The organism is Ruegeria sp. YTSA135 (assembly GCF_059610165.1).
On the sequence record NZ_JBXWNC010000002.1, the window covers coordinates 90,346 to 107,892 of the forward strand.

The following is a 17,547-nucleotide window of genomic DNA, read 5'->3' on the forward strand; positions in this document are numbered from 1 at the left end:
TCATACTCATTGCGGGTCGTTTCCCCCGCACTATGCGGAAAAAGACAAGGGGTCAAACCCGTTCAATGGCAATGGCCGTACCTTCTCCACCACCGATGCAGATGGCGGCCACACCGCGTTTCAGGTTTCGCTTTTCCAACGCATTGAGCAGCGTCACCATGATCCGTGCACCCGAAGCGCCGATTGGATGGCCCAGCGCGCAGGCACCGCCATTTACGTTCACCTTGTCGCGCGGCAGCCCCATCTCGTGCATGAACGCCATGGGCACCACCGCAAAAGCCTCGTTTACCTCCCACAGATCAACATCATCTTTGGACCAGCCGATATTCGACAACAGCTTCTGCGCTGCCGGAACCGGAGCGGTCGTGAACAAGCCCGGCGCCTGGGCGTGACTGGCATGGCCAACGATCCGGGCGCGCACGGTCAGGCCTTGCGCCTCTGCCGCATCGGCCGAGGCAAGAACCAAGGCCGCAGCACCGTCAGAAATTGACGATGAATTGGCCGCCGTCACCGTACCATCCTTGCGAAACGCTGGCTTCAGCGTCGGAATTTTCTCTGGCCGTGCGGATTTTGGCTGTTCATCTTCCGCGAATGTGACTTCGCCCTTGCGTGTGCGGGTCGTGACCGGAGTTATTTCATCCTCAAATGCACCGCTTTCCTGCGCCGACAGCGCATTCGACAGAGATTGCAGCGCGTATTCGTCCTGTGCCTCACGGGTGAACTGATAGGCCTCGGCACAGTCCTCGGCAAAGGTTCCCATCAGGCGGCCCTTGTCATAAGCATCCTCGAGCCCATCCAGGAACATATGATCCACGACCTGACCATGCCCGATCCGCGCACCGCTACGCATTTTGGGCAACAGGTATGGGGCATTGGTCATGCTTTCCATGCCACCTGCTACCATGGTTTCCGCATGGCCCAACGCGATCTGATCAAAGGCCATCATTGCGGCCTTCATACCTGATCCACACATCTTGTTCAGCGTTGTCGCAGGCACTTCTTCCCCCAGGCCGGCCGCAAACCCGGCCTGGCGCGCAGGTGCTTGACCCAGCCCTGCAGGCAGGACGCATCCCATCAAAACTTCGTCAACGGTTTCTGCGCCAGCGCCCTTGAGCGCCGCCCTTATCGCGGTACCGCCCAACTCGGATGCGGCAACACCGTCGAATACTCCTTGAAACCCACCCATGGGCGTCCGTGCTGCGCCGGCAATAACGACCTGTTTCACGATGCTTCTCCTGTTTTGCCAGTCGATGGATACCGAATGGTAAGATTTGTCGTCTAGCGTATTTCTACTAGCAACCTTCAGATTAAAGGACCGTCGCGCATGGCCCTGACCAGCACAACAAACGACGCAACCCAGATCATCAAGGTGCATTGCGACCGCATTGATGCGGCCATGGCAATTCAATTCAAGGAAAACATGCGGGGCGAAGCGGAAAGTGGTGCCCCCAGGGTTGTGCTCGATCTGACTAATGTCGAATTCATCGACTCAAGCGGGCTGGGCGCGATCGTCGCCTCGATGAAGCAGCTTGGCAGTGACCGCAGGCTGGACCTGGCCGGCCTTCAACCCTTTGTCGAAAAGGTTTTTCGACTCACCCGCATGGATACAGTGTTCAAACTGTACCCAACGCTTGATGACGCCCTGTCAGCCGCAACAGACTGACGCCTTTGTTTCTCTGAATAGGCGCGATGCCCATGCAAACCGGCAAGTGTTTGGATTTGAGCTTCCTAGCGACCCAGTCTAAGGCCAGCGCCGGGGTCGCTCGAATAAGCCAAGACCTGGAAGCCCAAGGGCTTCCGGCCCCTTGGGCGGGCGACGTCAAGATTGCCCTAGCCGAAGCGATCAACAACGTTGTCGAACATGCCTATGCTGGCCTCGCCCCTGCCAAGGTCGAGATTCGGTGCCGATTACACAAGACTTGGCTGGATGTTCTGATCACGGACACCGGCAACCCGTTGCCTGGGCTATGTATACCGGACGGCATCCTTGCCCCACTTGGATCAACACTGAGTGAACTGCCCGAAGGGGGGTTTGGCTGGTTTCTGATCCATGAACTGACTAGCGAAATCCGCTATGAGCGTAGCAACGGGCGCAACCGATTGTCGTTGCGCTTCGACTTCGTTCAAACCGCGTGACGACCAAAAATTGTCACAATAAGGCCCAGATCGAACCATTGTGCCGCCGCAAACGCAGGGCAAAAAAGAACCCGTAGCTCAGATAGCTTCCCTCGGCGCCATGTGTCACAGCCCCCACCCAGTGAACGGCGCCGAGGAATTTCCCATTGATATTACTGGACAACCACGGGCCGCGCGATAGGTTCGGCGCGTTGAATCTGGGGGACATCACCATGCGGGATTTTCAAACACCGGGCCGGTCCGAAGTTCTGGCCACCGAAGGGATGTGCGCGACGTCGCACCCGTTGGCGGCCAAGGTGGCTTTGGACATTCTAGCCCAAGGTGGCAACGCAATGGATGCCGCAATCGCCGGTGCAGTTCTGCTGGGCATATGCGAACCCCAGATGACCGGGCTTGGCGGTGACTGTTTCGTGCTTTTCAACCGCGCGGGTGAGGATGAGGTGCGCGCCCTGAACGGCTCGGGCCGTGCACCGGCTGCTGCCGATGCTGAAAAACTTCGGGCACAAGGGCTAAAGGCGGTCCCGCTGAATACGGCGGATTCGGTGACTGTCCCTGGTGCCGTGGATGCCTTCTGCCACTTGGCGCAGGCCGAGGGCAAGCTGGGGCTGGATGCCCTGTTACAGCCCGCCATTCACTATGCCGAAAACGGCGTGCCGGTTGCCCCGAGGGTTGCCTTTGACTGGCAGATTGGTGCAGCAACGCTGCAAGGTGCAGCGCGTTCGCATTACCTGATAAACGACAAAGCGCTTGAGACCGGGCAGGTTTTTCGCTTCCCCGGTCAGGCCGAGGTTTTGCGTCGGATCGCGCAGGATGGGCGAGATGCATTTTATTCCGGTGAAATCGCCGATGACATGATCGCGACGCTTAACCAACTCGGTGGCGTCCACACGGCCGAGGATTTTTTAGACACCTCTTGCACGAAAACACAGCCCGTCAGTGGTAACTACAACGGCCTGGAACTGGTTGAGCATCCGCCAAACGGTCAAGGTGCTACGGCCATCCTGCTGCTGAACATTCTCAAAAGCTTTGACCTTGCCAGAATGGACCCGTTCGGGGCGGAGCGTTTGCATATCGAGACCGAGGCCTCGAAGCTCGCTTATGATGCGCGCAACCGGTTCATTGCGGACCCCGATCATACGACACATGCGGATCGCTTCATAGATCAGGATGTGGCGGACCGCCTTGCCGCTCTGATTGATCCGAAACGGGCCATGGCTGCAGCAGCCCCTCTGACCGAATCCGTTCACAAGGATACGGTGTACATCACCGTCGTGGATCGGGACCGGATGGCGGTATCGCTGATATATTCCATTTTCCACAGCTTCGGGTCGGGAATCGCGTCCGAAAAATATGGCATTCTGATGCAGAACCGGGGGTCGGGCTTCACCCTGCAAGCCGATCATCCGAATGAATTGGGCGGTCGCAAACGGCCAATGCACACGATCATTCCTGGATTGCTAAAGCAAGATGGGCGCGTTCTTATGCCGTTTGGTGTAATGGGCGGTGCTTATCAACCCACCGGCCACTCGCGGTTCGTGTCAAACCTGACCGACCACAGCATGGGCCTGCAGGCCAGCATCGATGGATCGCGCGCATTTTTCGACAAAGGCTTTTTGAAGCTTGAGCGCGGAATTTCGCCCAAGGTTGCTCAACAATTGTGTGAGATTGGTCACAATATTCAAGTATCGGAAACACCGTTAGGCGGTGCTCAGGCAATTCGAATCTGTGAAAGCGGTGTATTGCAGGGCGCAAGCGACCCGCGAAAAGACGGATGTGCGCTTGGGTACTAAAGGACAGACGTCTGGTCGAACGACTTCAGTTCAAATGAAAGTGGAGCGGATATGCGCCATTCTCGAACGGGCCGAACATATCGGGAATATCTGGGTGTTCAACCGGTTCACCGGACTGATCCGCAACCAGATTTTGTTCAGAAACATAAGCGACATAGAACGATTGATCGTTTTCTGCCAGCAGGTGGTAAAACGGCTGGTCCTTGACGGGTCGGCTATCCTCGGGGATGGCCTGATACCACTCTTCCGTATTCGAAAACTCTGGATCGACGTCAAAAATCACCCCTCGGAAGGGATGTTTCTTATGGCGGACCACCTGTCCCAAACCGTATTTGGCGTTTGTCTTCAGCATTATCTCTGCCCCCACTGGTCTTACTACCTGTTTCCGGGCCGAAATGCCAATGATTGATCTGAAATTTAGGGAAACAGTCTGTGAACCTCTTGCCAACAGTCTTCGAAATCGTGGCGCCGGTTTTTCTTCTGGCGGGAATCGGTTTTGCGTGGGTCAAGCTCGGGTTTGAGTACCGACTGCAGTTCGTCACGCGCTTTGCCATGACCCTTGCGGTGCCCAGTCTGATCTTTGTAGCGCTGATGAAAACAGATATTCCGGGGGAAGATCTTTCTCGCTTCACCGTTGCAACCGTTGCAGCACATCTGGCGATGGCGGGGGTATTCTGGGTGATTGCACGCGGGCTGAGGCTTGAGCAGCGCACCTACCTGTCGCCGCTGATCTTCGGGAATACAGGCAACCTTGGCCTACCTTTGTGCCTGTTTGCGTTTGGTCAGGCCGGACTGGGCTATGCCGTCATCTTCCTGTCAACTACAGCTTTGTTTTCATTCACTTACGGCATTTATCTGGTGGCTGGCAAAGGCGCGTTCGGAAAAGTCGCGCGCGAACCGATTGTCTGGGCGACCCTGTTGGGTGCCTTGTTTTTGTGGCGGGGCTGGGAAACGCCTGTGTTCCTGACCAACACCCTAGATTTGTTGGGACAGATGGCTGTGCCCCTGATGTTGATCACTCTGGGCGTTGCGGTGGCACGCCTGACAACGCATCGCTTGGGTCAGGCATTTTGGCTTTCATTCCTGAAGCTGGCGGTCTGCTTCGTTTTAGGATGGGCTGTTGCAGTTGTGTTCAGTCTGGATGCCGCGGCCTTCGGAGTTCTGGTGCTACAGGCCTGCGCGCCGGTGGCCGTGACCTCATACCTATTGGCCGAACGGTTCGAGGCCGATTCCGATGCCGTCGCCGGAATGGTCATGGTCTCAACCGCCCTTTCAATAGGCGCAATGCCCTTAATTCTAGCTATTATTCTATGACGAATGTGATTTCCCAAAACCGCAATTTACGCTAGAATAAAGAAAAAAGGCACGAGGCACATGAGCAGAATTCTTATCGTACTCTTCGGGGTGCTGCTTTTGGCATCCTGTGGGGGTGGTTCAAAACAGCCGCCCAGCAAGCTGAATGACGCGTGCAGCATTGCGCGTGAAAGGCCCGAATTCATAAAGGCCTTCAAAAACACTGAACGCAAATGGGGCGTCCCCGTTCACGTTCAGATGGCGACGATTTATCAGGAAAGTCGCTATCGGCATGACGCACGCACGCCGCACCAATACGTTCTGGGTGTAATACCGATGGGTCGTCAGAGCAGCGCATATGGCTTTAGTCAGGCGTTGGATGGTACTTGGGAACAATACCAGAAGGAAACCGGCAAACGTCGGGCCAAGCGTGACCGCATTCGCGATGCGTCGGACTTCATCGGCTGGTACATGAACAAAAGCTACACGCGGAACGGCATCCACCCTAGCGACACACGTAACCAGTACCTCGCCTATCATGAGGGTCACTCGGGTTATGCCCGGGGTAGCCACTACAGCAAGACTTGGCTGCTGAATGTCGCCAATGACGTAGATGCCCGCGCTAAGCTATATCAGGCGCAACTGGCTGGGTGCCGCCACTAAAAACCACGCGGGTCAGCGATTGTTTGACCCGCTTCGTTTTGAAGATGAGAACAGGTCCCGGCTCAGGTTCGGGCCTGTGTTCAATTGTCCTAACAGAACGGTTGTCTGGCTGCCTGCATTGTCATGAATAACCCACTTGCGCAGCTCAATCGGGTTGTCGGTGAACATCAGCTCAATCCGTCCAGTTTCAGGGTTTTTCGGGTCCTGAGCGGTGACAACCGTAGCAGTGCCATCGAAATCATGACCTACCACCATGTTCGCCTGCCCCAGATTCACATTGCGCGCCAACACCAGTGACAGGGGCGTTCGTTTCAACGGGTATTGCTCGGGTGGTTGATTCGACTTCGGGTCAAAGATTTTCACGGTTCCAGTATTCGCCAAAACAACAGCGCTGTTTGGCGGGTCATACTCGAACCGCATCTTGCCGGGCCGTTGAAGCCACAACTTTCCAGTGCTTAATGAGCCATCATCGTTGACCTGCGTGAACGTGGTCTCAACCGCTTTCAGGCCGTTCAGATAGTCAGAGATTTGTGACAAGGGCAGCTTTTCGGCAGCCCAGGCGGCTGGCGCGGCAAGGCAAAAGGCAAGGGCAAGGGCAATCTGTTTCATGCCCCACAGATATGCGCTTTGCCCTTGTTATTAAATATCCTATTGCTCGGGGACCAGGATTTCCCGCTTACCGACGTGATTTGCTGACGAAACAACACCTTCGTCCTCCATCTGCTCAACAAGCCGCGCAGCTTTGTTATAGCCAATGGCAAGTTTCCGCTGGATGTAAGAGGTTGAGCATTTGCGATCCTTGATCACAATCGCCACCGCCTGGTCATAGAGCGCGTCCTCACCATTGGTGTTGCCACCGGTGTTCAGCCCTAGAACGGCGTCGATATTATCAGCCTTGTCCTCTGCAGGTCCATCCAGAACGCTGCCGACGTAATCCGGTGGGCCGAACTGTTTCAGGTGGTTGACGATTTCCTCAACCTCTTCATCCGAAACAAACGGTCCATGGCAGCGTGTGATCTTGGCGCCACCCGCCATATACAGCATGTCACCCTGCCCCAGCAGCTGCTCGGCACCCATTTCGCCCAGAATAGTGCGACTGTCGACTTTCGACGTGACCTGGAACGAGATCCGGGTCGGAAAGTTCGCCTTGATCGTGCCGGTGATCACGTCGACCGAGGGGCGCTGTGTCGCCATGATCAGGTGAATACCTGAAGCCCGCGCCATCTGTGCCAGACGCTGGATGCAAGCCTCGATCTCTTTGCCGGCAACCATCATGAGGTCGGCCATCTCATCGACGATCACGACGATGTAGGGCATCGCCTCGGGCGCGAATTCCTCGGTTTCGAACATCGGTTCACCGGTTTCCTCATCAAACCCAGTCTGGACCGTCCGGCTGAACATTTCGCCCTTGGCCAACGCATCCTTCACTCGACCGTTGTACCCAGCGATGTTGCGCACGCCCATCTTGGACATCTTGCGATAGCGGTCCTCCATCTCGCCCACGACCCATTTCAGGGCCACAACCGCCTTTTTCGGGTCGGTCACAACGGGCGACAGCAGATGTGGGATACCGTCATAGACAGACAGTTCCAGCATCTTCGGATCGATCATGATCAGGCGACACTCATCCGGTGTCAGCTTGTACAACAGCGACAGGATCATCGTGTTAATCGCCACCGACTTACCCGAACCAGTTGTCCCGGCGATCAACAGGTGAGGCATCTTGGCCAAGTTGGCTACGACGGATTCGCCACCGATATCTTTTCCCAGTGCCAGCGGCAGTGCTTGGTTGCCATCACCGAAATCACGGCTGGCCAAGATCTCGCGCAGCACCACCATCTCGCGGTTTTCGTTTGGCAGTTCGATGCCGATCACCGAACGCCCTGGCAGAGTCGAAACCCGCGCCGAAAGGGCCGACATCGAACGCGCAATATCATCGGCCAAGCCGATCACGCGGCTGGCTTTCAACCCCGGGGCTGGCTCCAATTCGTACATCGTGACAACGGGGCCGGGGCGGACGCTGACGATCTCACCCTTTACGCCGTAATCGTCCAGAACATTTTCCAGCATTCGCGCGTTTTCTTCCAGTGCCTCATCGCTCAGGTGATGGCGCTGAATGCTGGCGGGATTGGACAGAAGACTCAGCGGCGGCAGTTCGAAATCCGAATACCTTTCTTCGAAAGACAATGCTGGCTGCGCCTCGGCCTGGGCCCGGCGCGAGGGCGGCGGAGTACGGCGCACGGGTTGCGCCACCACCGGTTTGCGCGGCTCGGCCACCGGAATTTTCATCGCCGGGCGTGGCTGAGGTTCCGGTTCTATTGCGTCTTCGAACACGTCATCGTCTTGGTCATACGGCTCGGGCGCAAAGTCATCATGCAAGGAGTCCTGCCATTCAGGGTCAGGGGTCGCAGTCAGCATGGGTTCGGGCGACAAACCCGCGGCAGTCACAGGCGGTTCGGGTGGCAGTTCACCCGTGCCCCTTGGGTTCAGGATCAATGGGTCAGGTCCCCGACCCCGACCCTTGGTCAGCGGCAGGTTCGGATCAGGCTCGGGCGTCATCTCTCCGGTAGCCACTTTGCGATTGCGAACGGCGGCAGAGATCTTGGACCGGATGCGATCCTCACCCGGCATTTCATCAAAACCGGCAACGGGGTCTTGATCAATCAATTCAGGTTCAGGCATCGGCTCGGGTCGACGGATCAGGCTGGGCATCCGCGCCAGAAGCCCCGGCTTTGCAGGCTCGGGCTCGGCATATTCAAGGTCTTCAAATACCGGATCGGCATAGGCCATGTCATCGTCAAACACGGCTTCGGCAGCTTCGGCCCGCGCTGCCTTGCGTTCATCCCACTGTGCGCGGCGATCTCGGGCGGCCTGTGCAGTCGCAGCTGCCCCTCGACCCAGCACGTTCATCAGCATGTCGTAGGACATCACTAAGCCTAACAGGAAGGCGCGGAACCCCTTGCGCACGTCGGTTTTGGTGAAGCCCAGCACAAAAACACCAAGCGCCAGCATCCCAACCGCCATGGCCAACGACATCAGCTTGACCATGAAATGCGAGGAAAGCGGCAGCAGGGTCAGCAACGCACCCATCACGGTGTCGCCGAACAACCCGCCAAGACCATAGCTGTGGGTGGCGCGCCACGCCTCACCCGGCACCAGCGTCGCCGCGTAAACGGACACAACCGCAATCCAGATCGGTGCGAAGATCAGACAGTTGACCGCGCGATCCTCACCGAAATGGCCGGTAAAGCGCGCACCCCAACCGATCAGCACCAGCGCGATGCCCCAACTGCCCCAGCCCACGATCATGAACAGGGGCGCAGCGATCGATGCGCCGATCCGACCCATCCAGTTCTGCACCGGCGCATCGGTCGAAACCATCCAGTTCGGATCATCGGGCGTGTAGGACCATATCATCGCGGCCGAGGCCAACCCCAGCAGGATCAGCGCGATCCCGATCAGCTCTTTGCTGCGTCGTTCAATTGCCGCCTGGGTCGTGCTGTCCAGCAATGGATCGCGTTTGCGCGCGTTATATGATGCCATTTTGCCCTCGTACCTCACGAATAGATGCAGTCGCGGAGCTTGATCAGCCCTTGCTGCAACTCTGTTTTTGGGGCCACCAGGGCAGCCCTTATGAAATGTTCGCCCGGGTTTTGCCCCGGATCACCTTGGGAAAGATAAGCGCCCGGTAGGACCCGAACACCGGTTTGCTTCCACAGCTTCAATGCGGTTTCTTCACCGTTATCGACCGGCAACCAAAGGAAAAACCCGGCCTCTGGCGGCATATAGCCTTGAACATTGGCAAACACCTCATCGGCAATCGCGTATTTTTCCTGGTACAGCGCGCGGTTCTCGGCCACATGTTCTTCGTCAGCCCAGACGCGGGCCGCCGCCGCCTGCAACGGCGCGGGCAAGGGTGCCCCTGCATAGTTGCGCAACTGCCTGACCCGTTTGATCGTCTCAGGGCCACCCGCAATCAGCCCTGAGCGCAAGCCGGCCAAGTTTGATCTTTTAGACAGCGAGTTGAAAAGCGTGATCCGTTCGGGGTCCGTTCCCAATTCCTGCGCCACGGTCAGCACGCCGGTAGGTGCTTTGTCGCGATAGATTTCAGAATAGCATTCGTCAGCAAAAATCCGGAAATCGAATTTCTCGGCCAAACCGATCAATTCGGCCCAATAGTCACGCGACGCAACGGCGCCCTGCGGGTTGGCCGGTGAACAGATATAAGCCGCAACGGTGCGGTTCAAAACATCATCGGGAAGGCTTGCATAGTCCGGCAAATGACCGGTTGCGGCAGTGGCGGGCACAAATACCGGCTCTGCCCCGACCGAGATCGAGGCAACCATGTACACCTGATAAAACGGGTTCGGGCATAGGATAACCGGTTTTTGCCCATTTTTCTGTTCGGGGCACAGCGCCATGGCGGCATTGTACAGCCCCTCGCGCGTGCCGTTCAGGACCATCACATTGGTCTCGGGGTCCATGGTTACGCCGTAGCGGCGGCCAATCCAGTTGGTGATCGCGCTGCGCAGTTCAACCGTACCTTCATTTGGCGGATAGCCCTGAAATCCCGCTGCGTTTTCCATGATCACATCCGTTGCCCACGACGGGAAATCATGCATCGGCGCCCCGATGGTCATGTGAATCACGTCTCCACCCGGTTGGTGGTGGTCCAACAAGGTGCGTAGACGTGGGAATGCATATTCCGGTAGGTTCGAAAACCGCTCGGGAAAATTCATAACTACTGCCTCAATATCGGGGTCATTTCGCCCCGTTTTTCCAGAAGATTACAGACCGCACCCTGCTTCGTCCAGACAAAGAGGTGCCGAATCAGGGGATTGTGGCATTCAGGCCAACGCTGCCTCGGCCGCAGAACCAAGACGCAAAAGCGCCTCTTCCGAACCCGGGTAGCCCAACATCATAAGCCCACACCCGGGGGTACCTGTCGGCAAGTTCAGCGCGGCCAGACCCATGAGATTCCCGATCCGCGTGTTGCGCAGCGCCAACAGGTTTTCGGTGACGTAATAGTCGTGATCACTCATTAACCTTTCAAGATTCGGCGGCAGGATGGGTGCGGTGGGGGCCAGAACAGCATCAAAGCCGGACGTGGCCGCATCCCAAGCGGCGCGGCACGCCTTGAGCGTGGACCAAGCGGCAACATAATCGGGACCCGCGGCGTTTTTTCCGGCACGAAAACGCTCTAATATCTCGGGATACATCGCGTCTGGGTTGGCCTCGATCACATCGCGCCACAATCCGTAAGCTTCGGTCGTGTAAAGAACGCCGGAAAGACCCATCGCTTCGTTCAGTTCGGGCACTTCGATGGGTACGATCTGGGCTCCGGCATTGCGCAGACGCTCCAGTGACGCGTCATAGGCTGCGCGCGGTGCACCGCGCAGGTCATCTTTTGCGACATTCTGCAAATCGGCAAAACGGCGGCCTTTCAGGCTGGCCCCTCTCAGGTCGGCGGGGCTGTTTCCCTCAAGCAGCGCCAGCATATGCGCCGCGTCCTCGACCGAACGCGCCAGCGGGCCAACGGTATCGAAGCGCAGGCACAAAGGTACAACCCCTTCCAGACTGATTCGCCCGGAGGTGGTCTTTAGCCCGACCAGATTGTTCCAAGCCGCCGGAATACGCACCGAGCCCCCAGTGTCCGAGCCAATACCGCCCGCAGCCAGCCCCCATGCGACCGATGCCGCTGCGCCCGAGGATGATCCGCCGGGAACAGCCTTTTCATTGTCAATACAAGGCGGTGTTTCGGTAATCGGGTTCAGGCCCAAACCGGAAAAGGCCAGCTCGCTCATATGCGTTTTGCCAAGACATACCGCGCCCATGGCTGTGGCATTGCGCAACACGACCGCGTCAGCCTGCGGTACGCGGCCTTTTAACAGGGCAGAACCCGCCTCGGTCGCTATGCCCGCAGTATCGAACAAGTCTTTCCAACTGATCGGCACACCATCCAGCAGTGACAGGCGCAGACCGTGCTTGGCGCGCTCGTGCGCGGCTGCAGCCTCGACGCGCGCGCGGTTATGGGTAACGCGCGCGTAAATTCGGTCACGGTGGGGATGCGCGTCGATTGCCGACAGGAACGTCTCGGTCAATTCCACAGGGTCGATTCGCCCCATTCCGATGCCCCGACCCAGATCACACGCCGTCATGGTCAGCCAATCCTGCATCCCTGCCCCCTTCTCAATTCTAGGTTTTGGCGACGGTAGCGACAGGACCGCACATGGACAATCCCGAATGGGCGCGCATATTGCACCGCATGGAAAAGAAACCCGACATCCTGATCGTGGGCGGAGGCCTGAATGGTCCGGCCTTGGCGTTGGCCCTCGCGCAGACGGGGCATTCCGTCACTGTGATTGACGCACTGGCCGAGAAGGTGCGCAAGAATGCGGCCTTTGACGGGCGCTCTTACGCGCTGGCGCTTGCATCACAACGCCTTTTGGATGCGATCGGGATCTGGGACCGCGTGGTCGAACACGCCCAGCCGATGTTGGAGATCAAAGTCACCGACGGGCACGCAGGGGCAGGTCCGTCGCCTTTTTTCATACATTTCGACCATGCCGAGATCGAAGAAGGCCCGATGGGCTATATGGTTGAAGACCGTCACCTGCGGCGCGCATTTCTGGACGCAATGGCCGAGGAAAAGGCCATCACGGAACTCAGTGGCAAGACGGTTGTCGCACAAGAGAGCAACGCAAACGGCGTTACGCTGACCTTGGATGATGGAAGCACCTTGACTGGCGATCTGCTGGTCGGCTGTGATGGACGCCGCAGTGGTACTGCCGCGCGAGCGGGGATCAAGCGCACCGGCTGGGATTACGGTCAGACAGCGCTGGTTTGCGCCATCGAGCACGAGCTGCCCCATCACGGCATCGCACATCAATTCTTTATGCCGCCCGGCCCTTTGGCCATCCTGCCCCTGACTGGCAATCGCAGTTCCATCGTATGGAGCGAGCGGACCGAAATGGCTGAGCGGATCAACGCCATGTCCGAAGCCGACTATCTACAAGTCCTGCGGCCCCGGTTCGGTGATTTCCTGGGTGAGATCAAACTTGCCGGAGACCGGTTCACCTATCCGCTGAACCTGACCATCGCCAACTCTTTCATCGCGGATCGTCTGGCCTTGGTCGGAGATGCCGCACACGGCATGCACCCCATTGCCGGACAAGGTCTGAACGCGGGCCTGCGCGATGTCGGCGCACTGGCCGAGGTGCTGACCCTTGCCGGACGCCGCGGCGAAGATATCGGTTCGGTCACGGTGCTGGAACGTTATCAGGCATGGCGCCGCTTTGACACTGCCTCGCTGGCGATGGCGACAGATTTGTTCAACAGGCTTTTTTCCAACGACAATCCTCTACTTCGGATGGGTCGGGATATTGGGATGGGGATCGTAGGCTCTTTACCCGGTCTGCGACGCGGCTTCGTGCGGGAAGCCGCCGGGTTGACCGGGGATTTACCCAAGCTTCTACAAGGCCGCCCGATCTAGTCCAGCGCGCGCGCCTCATCCACCAGCATCACGGGGATACCGTTGCGAATGGGAAAGGCAAGACCCGCCGCCTTGGACACCAGCTCTTGCTTTTCTGTGTCGTAGTGCAGCGTGGTATGGGTCTGTGGACAGATCAGAGCCTCAAGCATGTGTCGATCAAACGCGTGTTCAGGCTCGGTCATTGAAGCTTTTCCTCATTCGTTCCGCCGCGCATGGCAATTTCGATAAGTGTCACCAATGTCTCACGCCGCGTACGAAGGCAAGGAGCTTCAAGAAGCGCCTGTTTTTCTTCGGGGTCGAAATCCAGCAGCATGGAGAGCGAGTTCACCAATAGCTCATCCTCGGCATCTTTCAGTGTGTCCCAGTCGGTTGAAAGGTGGCGTGACGCAAAGAACCGTTCAAGAAGGTTCATGAACTGCCTGCGATCAAAGCCTTTGTCCGTTTCCACCTTGCCGAGGTCACGGTCAAACCCTTCCCATGACACCGCACAGCGCCTGTAAGGCGTAAACGCGTCCAATTCGGATCGGATACGGAACCGCGATACACCCGAAAGCGTAATGAGATATCGGCCATCTTCAGTTTCCGAGAACTGCGTCACGCGACCGGCGCAGCCGATCTGGTGCAGCTTGCCTTCATTACTCTTGCATGGGTTCGGCTGCACCATGCCAATCAATCGCTCCTGCGTTTTCAGGGCGTCATCCAACATTTGCAGATAGCGCGGCTCGAAAATGTGCAGAGGCAGGCGGGACCGGGGCAGCAAAAGCGCCCCCGGTAATGGAAAAACGGACACCGTTTCAGGCAGATCAGCGGGATGCATCATGTACCCGAGTGTAGCTCTGATCGGAGATTAGGCAAATATCATCGAGCTGAGTTTGCGCCGCCCATTCAAAACAATCGGATCATTGGGCTTGAGCGCGTCGAAGATCGTAAACAACTGCGCCTTTGCAGCGCCTTCATTCCACTCACGATCCCTGCGGAAAAGCTCCAGCAACTGAGCAACGGCTTCTTCAACATCGCCGTTTGCATGCAGGGCCTGCGCCAGATCGAAACGGGCTTGGTGGTTGTCCGGATCGGCCTCGACCGCGGCGCTCAGATCGGCGACCGGGCCCGCATCTGCGGCCTGCTTTGCCAGTTCCAGCTGCGCATGTGCCGCCTCAACCTCGGTCGAGGTGGAAATTTCGGCCGGTGCGCCGTTCAGGATCGCCTCGGCCTGTTCCAGATCGTCAGCCGCGATATGGGCGCGGACCAAGCCGCCATAGGCCGCGGCATGGTTCGGGTCTTCGCCAAGAATGGCCGCGAATGTTTGCGCGGCATCACTGGCGGCGCCAGCGGCCAGCATCTCTTCGGCGGCCTCAACGGCTTCGTCCAGTTGACCACCGGGGCTTTCGCCGCCCGCCGCTTCGATCACACGGTCGATGAACGCCTTGATCTCGGACCCTGGCAGTGCGCCCTGAAACCCATCCACAGGCTGACCCTTGTAGAAGGCATACACCGTCGGGATCGATTGGATGCGCAGTTGTCCTGCGATCATCTGCGCCTCGTCCACGTTGATCTTGACCATCTTCACCGCACCCTTGGCGGCGGTCACGGCATCTTCCAGCATCGGGCCCAGCGTTTTGCATGGGCCGCACCAAGGCGCCCAGAAATCAACGATGACCGGCGCTTCCTGCGATGCTTCGACCACATCGGCCATAAACGTGGCCTCGGACCCGTCCTTGATCAGATCGGTGGTGTCAGGGCTGGCAGCGGCGTTCAGAAGGTCCATGGCATTCACTCTCCGGTTCGAACTTGAGCCTTATATGCAACCGCTGGCAGCGGAAACCAAGGGTAGAGTTGCGCAATTACAGGTCGAAACTGGCAAAAACAGGCGCGTGATCACTCGGCTTCTCCCATCCGCGCGCATCGCGCAGAACACGGCTGGAATGACCTGCGTTTGAAATATCGGGCGTGGCCCAGACGTGATCAAGCCGCCGCCCCTTGTCCGCCGCATCCCAATCGCGTGCGCGATAAGACCACCAGCTATAAAGCTGCCCATCGGGAATATCCTGCCGGGTTACGTCAACCCAACCACCCGCATCCTGGGTTTCGGCCAGCGTTTCAACCTCGATCGGCGTGTGCGAGACGACCTTGAGCAATTGTTTGTGCGACCAAACGTCGTCCTCGCGCGGGGCGATATTCAGGTCACCGACCAGAATGGATTTCTGGGGTTTATCGGCATGGAACCAGTCCCGCATATCGGTGAGGTAATCGAGTTTCTGACCGAATTTCTCATTCACCTCACGGTCAGGCACATCGCCGCCCGCCGGAACGTAGAAATTATGGATGGTTACACCATTCTCCAGCCGCCCTGCGATGTGGCGGGCGTGACCCAGACCGGCAAAGTCCTTGTCGCCGACCTCCTCCATCGGAATCCGTGACAGGATGGCGACACCGTTATAACCCTTTTGGCCACGCGCGATCATGTGAGTGTAGCCCAGCGCAGCGAACCCTTCGGTCGGGATCTTGTCGACCGGAGACTTGCATTCCTGCAAACACAGCACATCCGGAGCCTCTTCCTGCAGCAATTTCAGGACGATAGGCTCGCGCAGGCGGACCGAGTTGATGTTCCAGGTGGCAAGGGTAAAGGGCATATTCGGGGAATCCTCTGTCGCGATTGACCGGAAACTAGCGCGGTGCGGGCCGGGGTGCCATCGGAAAACCCTAACAGTGGCATCACTATCGCGAAACGGCGCGTGACTTCACCCCGTGTTCAGCCGGTACTTTCGAAACGGGGCACCCTCATACTCCGTCTCGCCCACGAACTCTGCGCCGAGCCTTGACAGGGCTCCGGTCTTTGTCCGCGACGGCGGCAGCAGAAACGTGACAAACGGAATGCGCGGGTCTGAAGCGGCAAAGTCCAGTGCTTTCCGGGTGATCCGCCCACCAAGCCCAAATGAGTCCGGTTTAAGAACCAGACCATAATCCCACTCGTTCTCTTCTTTCTGAAACCCACCCCAACCGACATAGTTTCCGTTTTGCAAAATGGCCCAATGCCCCAACCCATCACGTGTCCAGCACTGTTCCTTAGCTTCGACAAAACGAACCACATCAGACAAGCCCCAAGTACCTGTAAGTAAAGGCATATGTTCCATCAAGCGCGGGTCTGACATGTGGGACAAAATCTCTTGTGCGTCGATATCCGGCAGGCGGGTGAATTCAATCCTGGTCATTTCAGGTTTTCCTACCGCAGAAAGCACCGCTGCAGAACGGTCCGCGCGTACACAAAAAAAGGCCGGGCCCAAGGGCCCGGCAGTCCAACAGGGAGGTGCATGTCATAACCCGGACATGCGCGGGTTGGGAGTAAACTAATTACACATCCAGAGTATCACTTTGATGCACGTCAATCCACAACGAGTTATGATACCAAGCGATATCCACCCGATTCTGTGACCAAAAGGCGCGCGTTGGATGGATCGGGCTCGATCTTCTGACGCAAGCGATAGATATGCGTTTCCAGCGTGTGCGTGGTGACACCCGCATTGTAACCCCAAACCTCGTGCAGCAGAACGTCGCGTGCTACCACACCATCGGCGGAGCGGTACAGGAACTTCAGAATGTTGGTCTCTTTCTCGGTCAACCGGATTTTGCGATCCTCTTCGGTGATCAGCATTTTCATCGCAGGCTTGAACGTGTAGGGGCCAAGTACGAAAACCGCGTCCTCTGACTGTTCATGCTGGCGCAGTTGGGCACGGATACGGGCCAGCAAGACCGGGAATTTAAAGGGTTTAGAGACATAGTCGTTGGCGCCTGCGTCCAGACCCAGAATGGTATCAGCGTCGCTGTCATGGCCCGTCAGCATCAGTATCGGGCTTTTGACACCCTGTTTCCGCATCAGACGGCACAGTTCCCGACCATCGGTATCTGGCAGGCCCACATCCAAGATGACCAGATCATAGATCGCTTCGCGTGCGCGCTCCATCGCGGATTGACCGTCCTGAGCTTCGAACACATCGAAATCCTCGGTCATCACAAGCTGCTCACTTAGCGCCTCGCGCAGGTCTTCATCGTCATCTACCAGCAGGATTTTTTTGAGCTGAGCCATGTCGGGTCCTCCAAACCTTTTCCACCACTTGCGCGCAGAAGATGCAATCAACAAGGTTTGCTGCAACACACTCACGCTCTCGTGTCTGATGT

19 protein-coding genes are annotated in these 17,547 nt (G+C 57.7%); 6 read left to right on the forward strand and 13 right to left on the reverse strand.

All coding sequences use genetic code 11. The annotated features are described in order from the left end of the window. Positions 1–52: 52 nt before the first annotated feature. On the reverse strand, positions 53–1,225 hold the full coding sequence (locus tag AC2FIT_RS03430; protein ID WP_496826659.1) for a thiolase family protein: 1,173 nt from the start codon (positions 1,223–1,225) through the stop codon (positions 53–55). 99 nt (positions 1,226–1,324) lie between these two features. Between AC2FIT_RS03430 and AC2FIT_RS03435 the strand changes: the two genes are divergently transcribed. Then, positions 1,325–1,663, forward strand: coding sequence for an STAS domain-containing protein (locus AC2FIT_RS03435; protein WP_224890971.1), 339 nt, complete (start codon positions 1,325–1,327; stop codon positions 1,661–1,663). A 56-nt stretch (positions 1,664–1,719) separates the two neighbouring features. Further along, positions 1,720–2,136 (forward strand): ATP-binding protein, encoded by a 417-nt coding sequence (locus AC2FIT_RS03440; RefSeq protein WP_496826662.1) that lies wholly within the window; start codon positions 1,720–1,722, stop codon positions 2,134–2,136. Between the two features lie 13 nt (positions 2,137–2,149). On the opposite strand, the gene AC2FIT_RS03445 is transcribed toward AC2FIT_RS03440, so the two are convergent. Next, positions 2,150–2,344, reverse strand: a complete 195-nt coding sequence (locus AC2FIT_RS03445) for a hypothetical protein (RefSeq protein WP_496826664.1) — start codon at positions 2,342–2,344, stop codon at positions 2,150–2,152. Positions 2,345–2,348: 4 nt separating this feature from the next. On the opposite strand from AC2FIT_RS03445, the gene AC2FIT_RS03450 reads away from it, so the two are divergent. Next, on the forward strand, positions 2,349–3,926 hold the full coding sequence (locus AC2FIT_RS03450; protein ID WP_496826666.1) for a gamma-glutamyltransferase family protein: 1,578 nt from the start codon (positions 2,349–2,351) through the stop codon (positions 3,924–3,926). A 25-nt stretch (positions 3,927–3,951) separates the two neighbouring features. Here the strand turns inward: AC2FIT_RS03450 and hspQ are convergent, their stop codons facing one another. Continuing rightward, complete coding sequence (gene hspQ / locus AC2FIT_RS03455) at positions 3,952–4,278, reverse strand: heat shock protein HspQ (protein ID WP_068337094.1); 327 nt, start codon at positions 4,276–4,278, stop codon at positions 3,952–3,954. Between the two features lie 80 nt (positions 4,279–4,358). On the opposite strand from hspQ, the gene AC2FIT_RS03460 reads away from it, so the two are divergent. Together AC2FIT_RS03460 and AC2FIT_RS03465 are read left to right on the forward strand one after the other, a co-directional pair. Beyond that, on the forward strand, positions 4,359–5,240 hold the full coding sequence (locus AC2FIT_RS03460) for an AEC family transporter (RefSeq protein ID WP_496826668.1): 882 nt from the start codon (positions 4,359–4,361) through the stop codon (positions 5,238–5,240). A 60-nt stretch (positions 5,241–5,300) separates the two neighbouring features. Further along, positions 5,301–5,882: a transglycosylase SLT domain-containing protein gene (locus AC2FIT_RS03465; protein WP_496826670.1), complete on the forward strand. Its 582-nt coding sequence runs from the start codon at positions 5,301–5,303 to the stop codon at positions 5,880–5,882. Positions 5,883–5,894: 12 nt separating this feature from the next. Here AC2FIT_RS03465 and AC2FIT_RS03470 read toward each other — a convergent pair whose 3' ends face one another. From AC2FIT_RS03470 to AC2FIT_RS03485, 4 genes are all read right to left on the reverse strand, one after another. Then, complete coding sequence (locus tag AC2FIT_RS03470; protein ID WP_496826672.1) at positions 5,895–6,491, reverse strand: LolA family protein; 597 nt, start codon at positions 6,489–6,491, stop codon at positions 5,895–5,897. A gap of 39 nt (positions 6,492–6,530) precedes the next feature. Next, complete coding sequence (locus AC2FIT_RS03475) at positions 6,531–9,425, reverse strand: DNA translocase FtsK (protein ID WP_496826674.1); 2,895 nt, start codon at positions 9,423–9,425, stop codon at positions 6,531–6,533. A gap of 14 nt (positions 9,426–9,439) precedes the next feature. Continuing rightward, the gene (locus tag AC2FIT_RS03480) at positions 9,440–10,621 is read right to left on the reverse strand and encodes an aminotransferase class I/II-fold pyridoxal phosphate-dependent enzyme (RefSeq protein ID WP_496826676.1); all 1,182 of its coding nucleotides are present in this window, start codon (positions 10,619–10,621) and stop codon (positions 9,440–9,442) included. A 108-nt stretch (positions 10,622–10,729) separates the two neighbouring features. Then, positions 10,730–12,058 (reverse strand): amidase, encoded by a 1,329-nt coding sequence (locus AC2FIT_RS03485; RefSeq protein ID WP_496826678.1) that lies wholly within the window; start codon positions 12,056–12,058, stop codon positions 10,730–10,732. Between the two features lie 53 nt (positions 12,059–12,111). Between AC2FIT_RS03485 and AC2FIT_RS03490 the strand changes: the two genes are divergently transcribed. Next, complete coding sequence (locus AC2FIT_RS03490) at positions 12,112–13,374, forward strand: FAD-dependent monooxygenase (RefSeq protein WP_496826680.1); 1,263 nt, start codon at positions 12,112–12,114, stop codon at positions 13,372–13,374. Here the strand turns inward: AC2FIT_RS03490 and AC2FIT_RS03495 are convergent. The 6 genes from AC2FIT_RS03495 to AC2FIT_RS03520 form a co-directional block, all read right to left on the reverse strand. Next, positions 13,371–13,556: a Trm112 family protein gene (locus AC2FIT_RS03495; RefSeq protein WP_496826682.1), complete on the reverse strand. Its 186-nt coding sequence runs from the start codon at positions 13,554–13,556 to the stop codon at positions 13,371–13,373. The two genes, AC2FIT_RS03490 and AC2FIT_RS03495, sit on opposite strands and share 4 nt — an antisense overlap. Beyond that, entirely contained in the window at positions 13,553–14,194 is a 642-nt protein-coding gene (locus AC2FIT_RS03500) for an LON peptidase substrate-binding domain-containing protein (protein ID WP_496826684.1), read from the reverse strand. The genes AC2FIT_RS03495 and AC2FIT_RS03500 overlap by 4 nt, the downstream gene beginning before the upstream one ends. A 27-nt stretch (positions 14,195–14,221) precedes the next feature. After that, positions 14,222–15,139 (reverse strand): thioredoxin, encoded by a 918-nt coding sequence (trxA, locus tag AC2FIT_RS03505; RefSeq protein WP_496826686.1) that lies wholly within the window; start codon positions 15,137–15,139, stop codon positions 14,222–14,224. 76 nt (positions 15,140–15,215) lie between these two features. Then, the gene (locus AC2FIT_RS03510) at positions 15,216–16,004 is read right to left on the reverse strand and encodes an exodeoxyribonuclease III (RefSeq protein ID WP_068337066.1); all 789 of its coding nucleotides are present in this window, start codon (positions 16,002–16,004) and stop codon (positions 15,216–15,218) included. 108 nt (positions 16,005–16,112) lie between these two features. After that, on the reverse strand, positions 16,113–16,583 hold the full coding sequence (locus AC2FIT_RS03515) for a GNAT family N-acetyltransferase (RefSeq protein ID WP_496826689.1): 471 nt from the start codon (positions 16,581–16,583) through the stop codon (positions 16,113–16,115). A gap of 185 nt (positions 16,584–16,768) precedes the next feature. Next, a complete protein-coding gene (locus AC2FIT_RS03520; RefSeq protein WP_068337060.1) occupies positions 16,769–17,455 on the reverse strand; it encodes a response regulator transcription factor in 687 nt (228 codons plus the stop codon). Between the last annotated feature and the right edge of the window lie 92 nt (positions 17,456–17,547).

What these genes read in the sequence shown, in the direction of transcription:
- trxA (WP_496826686.1), bottom strand. Translation starts at nt 15,139, where the DNA reads ATGGACCTTCTGAACGCCGCTGCCAGCCCTGACACCACCGATCTGATC.
- hspQ (WP_068337094.1), bottom strand. Translation starts at nt 4,278, where the DNA reads ATGCTGAAGACAAACGCCAAATACGGTTTGGGACAGGTGGTCCGCCAT.
- AC2FIT_RS03490 (WP_496826680.1), top strand. Translation starts at nt 12,112, where the DNA reads ATGGACAATCCCGAATGGGCGCGCATATTGCACCGCATGGAAAAGAAA.
- AC2FIT_RS03480 (WP_496826676.1), bottom strand. Translation starts at nt 10,621, where the DNA reads ATGAATTTTCCCGAGCGGTTTTCGAACCTACCGGAATATGCATTCCCA.
- AC2FIT_RS03515 (WP_496826689.1), bottom strand. Translation starts at nt 16,583, where the DNA reads ATGACCAGGATTGAATTCACCCGCCTGCCGGATATCGACGCACAAGAG.
- AC2FIT_RS03450 (WP_496826666.1), top strand. Translation starts at nt 2,349, where the DNA reads ATGCGGGATTTTCAAACACCGGGCCGGTCCGAAGTTCTGGCCACCGAA.
- AC2FIT_RS03470 (WP_496826672.1), bottom strand. Translation starts at nt 6,491, where the DNA reads ATGAAACAGATTGCCCTTGCCCTTGCCTTTTGCCTTGCCGCGCCAGCC.
- AC2FIT_RS03520 (WP_068337060.1), bottom strand. Translation starts at nt 17,455, where the DNA reads ATGGCTCAGCTCAAAAAAATCCTGCTGGTAGATGACGATGAAGACCTG.
- AC2FIT_RS03445 (WP_496826664.1), bottom strand. Translation starts at nt 2,344, where the DNA reads ATGTCCCCCAGATTCAACGCGCCGAACCTATCGCGCGGCCCGTGGTTG.
- AC2FIT_RS03475 (WP_496826674.1), bottom strand. Translation starts at nt 9,425, where the DNA reads ATGGCATCATATAACGCGCGCAAACGCGATCCATTGCTGGACAGCACG.
- AC2FIT_RS03465 (WP_496826670.1), top strand. Translation starts at nt 5,301, where the DNA reads ATGAGCAGAATTCTTATCGTACTCTTCGGGGTGCTGCTTTTGGCATCC.
- AC2FIT_RS03485 (WP_496826678.1), bottom strand. Translation starts at nt 12,058, where the DNA reads ATGCAGGATTGGCTGACCATGACGGCGTGTGATCTGGGTCGGGGCATC.
- AC2FIT_RS03510 (WP_068337066.1), bottom strand. Translation starts at nt 16,004, where the DNA reads ATGCCCTTTACCCTTGCCACCTGGAACATCAACTCGGTCCGCCTGCGC.
- AC2FIT_RS03495 (WP_496826682.1), bottom strand. Translation starts at nt 13,556, where the DNA reads ATGACCGAGCCTGAACACGCGTTTGATCGACACATGCTTGAGGCTCTG.
- AC2FIT_RS03500 (WP_496826684.1), bottom strand. Translation starts at nt 14,194, where the DNA reads ATGATGCATCCCGCTGATCTGCCTGAAACGGTGTCCGTTTTTCCATTA.
- AC2FIT_RS03435 (WP_224890971.1), top strand. Translation starts at nt 1,325, where the DNA reads ATGGCCCTGACCAGCACAACAAACGACGCAACCCAGATCATCAAGGTG.